General features: G+C 51.0%; 2 protein-coding genes. Both read right to left on the reverse strand.

Features of this window, described 5'->3' with window-relative positions:
- Positions 1 to 79: 79 nt before the first annotated feature.
- Positions 80 to 2080 (reverse strand): glycoside hydrolase family 97 protein, encoded by a 2001-nt coding sequence (locus tag ACEW8P_RS22985; RefSeq protein WP_373515410.1) that lies wholly within the window; start codon positions 2078 to 2080, stop codon positions 80 to 82.
- Positions 2081 to 2250: 170 nt separating this feature from the next.
- Positions 2251 to 3021, reverse strand: a 771-nt coding sequence (locus tag ACEW8P_RS22990) for a toll/interleukin-1 receptor domain-containing protein (RefSeq protein ID WP_373515411.1), incomplete at its 5' end; no start/stop codon positions are given.

Raw genomic sequence — 3021 nt, forward strand, 5'->3', positions numbered from 1 at the left:
GGCGCAAAAGTAGGAATTGAAACGATGGCTCAAAAGCTTTAAACGATCTTTTTTAGAATCTTTCTAAATAGTTCAGTAATCAATCTCCAATCTTGACAAAATGAATCACCTGCCCACCGCTCGCCGCCAGCGCCGCTTCGATGGAGTCGGCAGATGTAAAGACCTTTTCTGAAATAGCCAAGTGATTCGGGTTCTTATTAACATCCGCCGCGTCGGCGTAGATTTTTGCCCGGTAACTTCCTTTTTTTAGGAAAGTCAGCGGGATCGTAATTTTCCGGGCGGTGGTGTTGTTGATCGTCCCCACGTACCAGTCGGTGCCGCTGCGGCGGGCGGTGGTGGCGTACGCGCCGACTTCCGCCGCCGGGACTTTAGTTTCGTCCCAGGTGGTGGGGATTTTTTGTAGGAAATCGAAGCCGGGTTGATTCAGGTAGGCCTCGGGGTAGTCGGCCACCATCGTCAGGTAGCTTTCCAGCACTACGTACATCGCCAGCATATGGGCGCGGGTGCCGCCCATCAGCGGACGGGTGTACTGCGTCTTGAAACCACCCGGCGGCACGGCGCGGAAGCCGCCGAGGTGGTAGTCGGTCGGTCCGGCCAGTCCGCGCGTGAAGGGCATGTCGATGTCGTGGTCGGCGCTGATCGGCTGCGGGAGCCACTTGTTATTCTCGTAATTGTAGGTGCCTTCGCGTGTCATTTCGTTGGGAAAATTACGGCTCAAACCCGTGGGTTTGAACGAGCCATGAAACTGAATAAACAACTTGTGCCGCGCCGCTGCCTGTAAAATCTCTTCCTGAATATTGACCATTTCCTGGTCGTCGCGGTCCATAAAATCGACCATCATGCCCTTGATCCCCCAATTCTCGAACTGCGTGAAGGCCTCTTCCAACTGTCGATAAAGGGCGGCCCAGTGCACCCACACATGAAGGCCCACGCCGCGCTGTTTGGCGTAGTCGCACACCCGCTGCATGTCCAGCGTCGGGACGGTCTTGGTAACATCCGTATTCTTGCCCACGGCCCCGTAGCCCGCCGCATCGCTCACGTACCATGGGATACCGCCGTAACCGATCACGGAATGGTATTCGATGCCGTTGTCGGCGCAGAAGTCGATGTAGTATTTGTTAGTCGCGAAATTGATACCCGGCGCGAAGGTCGTGTCGGGGGTAATGTCGCCGTTCCACCAGTGGAAGGATGTTTTGCCCGGTTTCAGCCACGAAAAATCCTGCTTAATTTTCGAGTTGCAGAGCGAGGTGATCGTGGTAGATTCCATCAAATCGCCGATGCGGTCGCTGATGAGCATCACCCGCCACGGGCTTTGGTGCGGTAGGTTTGCCTTTACTTTTATCCCGGATTGGCCAGGCAGCGGCGAGAGCTGCGTCGTGAGGTAGCCGTCTTTTTTGCGCAAGTACATCCCGGCATAGTCCCGCAGATTGGCCTCGGTGATGGCCATATATAGCCCGTTCGGAAACTCGAACAGCGCGGGCATATCCATGAGCGTGTCGTTTTTGACCTCGCTCAACGGCATTTTTTGATAGTACTTTTCGTGCGAGGTAGTGTAGCTCCCCAACAACATGGCGCGGATCTTCGGATTGCCCTGAATGTTGAAGGTGCTGTTCTCTTCCGTCAACTCGTAGGCCGCCCAACTGCTTTGCACGGGATATTCGTAGCGAAAAGCCACCGCATCGTTGAACATCCGCACGACCAGGTTCACCTGCCGCGCACTCGACCGCTCCGTCAGCGGAATCGACACCGCTTTGCTATAACTGTACACGTACTTCGTCTTGCCCACCACCAAATCGTAATTTTCCTCGGCGTTGAAGTAGTCGGGCGTCCCCATTTTGAGCCGCTGGCCAAAAGCTCCGCCTTCGGTAAAGTTCAGCCCCAAAGTCGATTCACCGATGAGTTCGGTGCCTTTGAAATCGACTTTGTAGGTCGGCGTGTCGCGGGTGAGTTGGAAGGTGAAGGTGAGGTGGCCGTTGGGGGATTTTATCGTGACGGGCTTTTGTGCGAAAGTAGCGTGGAAGGAGAAAAGGAGAAGGGACAGTCCGACGAGTCGGCATGGCAGGTACTTAGAAAAATACATCGATGGTGGGCTAGAATTGGAAAAATCGCCCAAAACTACACCATTGAAATAGATTTCCCAGTGCCAGCCAAGAGGTAGTCTGTGAGATTGGCAAATGTCACCATGAGGCCAAGCAAACATTTAGCTTGAATAGTTTGCCTTTAAAGAAAAGCAGAGATTTGATCTCGTTTTTATTTCCTGCGGGTCACTTCGGATAAAATCCGGTCGGCGATTTGGGTAAATGCCACGCTAGGCATATCATAATGCTGGCGTCCCCATTTTTCCAATGCTACGATCTCCTCCCGTATAGGTTCGTTTAGCTCATTTTTATATTGATGGTAGGGTAGAAACTGGTATTTGCTTAAATCCTTTGAAGAAAATTCTTTTCCATCCTTTTCTAGCATGTCTTTAAACTTATCCTCCATAAACGACCACCGTTGCCAGTTACAATCCCGCACCAATACACACATGATTTTCTTTTCGGGATTTTCCTGCACCAACTTTATTCCTTTGGCTACTTCCTGTTCCATGATGTAGCCCGAAGCCATGAAATTCTGCGACACCATGTACACGATTACATCGGCTTTTTCGAGTTCAGTCTGGATTTGGCTATCCCAGGTACCCGCCTGAATTTCCTCGCATGACCATGTATTAAGCAAACCGTACCTTTCCAGAATATTCAGATGGGCTTTGAGTTCGTCTTTATATTTCAAATCCTTGCGGGAGTAGGAAATGAATACTTGGGGCAGTTTCTGGTTTATCATACCTAGCAGGTTGAGGGTAAGGTTGTCGAGCTTGATTCTTTTTCGAGATTCTACACAGATGCCAACGGGAAAGTCATTCGTGTTGTTTTGCAGCGTTTCCTTAATGTCGATGTAGTCTTCCCGATTAATGGATAGCTGTGCGCCCTCGATGAGTTCTTCAGGATTTATTTTATTCCTTTTACTTTCAATTAGTGAAGA

The organism is Persicitalea sp., assembly GCF_041751555.1.
Classification (GTDB): domain Bacteria; phylum Bacteroidota; class Bacteroidia; order Cytophagales; family Spirosomataceae; genus Persicitalea.

Bases quoted from the DNA above. Each gene is read 5' to 3' on its own strand.
- ACEW8P_RS22985 (WP_373515410.1), bottom strand. From the start codon at position 2,080: ATGTATTTTTCTAAGTACCTGCCATGCCGACTCGTCGGACTGTCCCTT.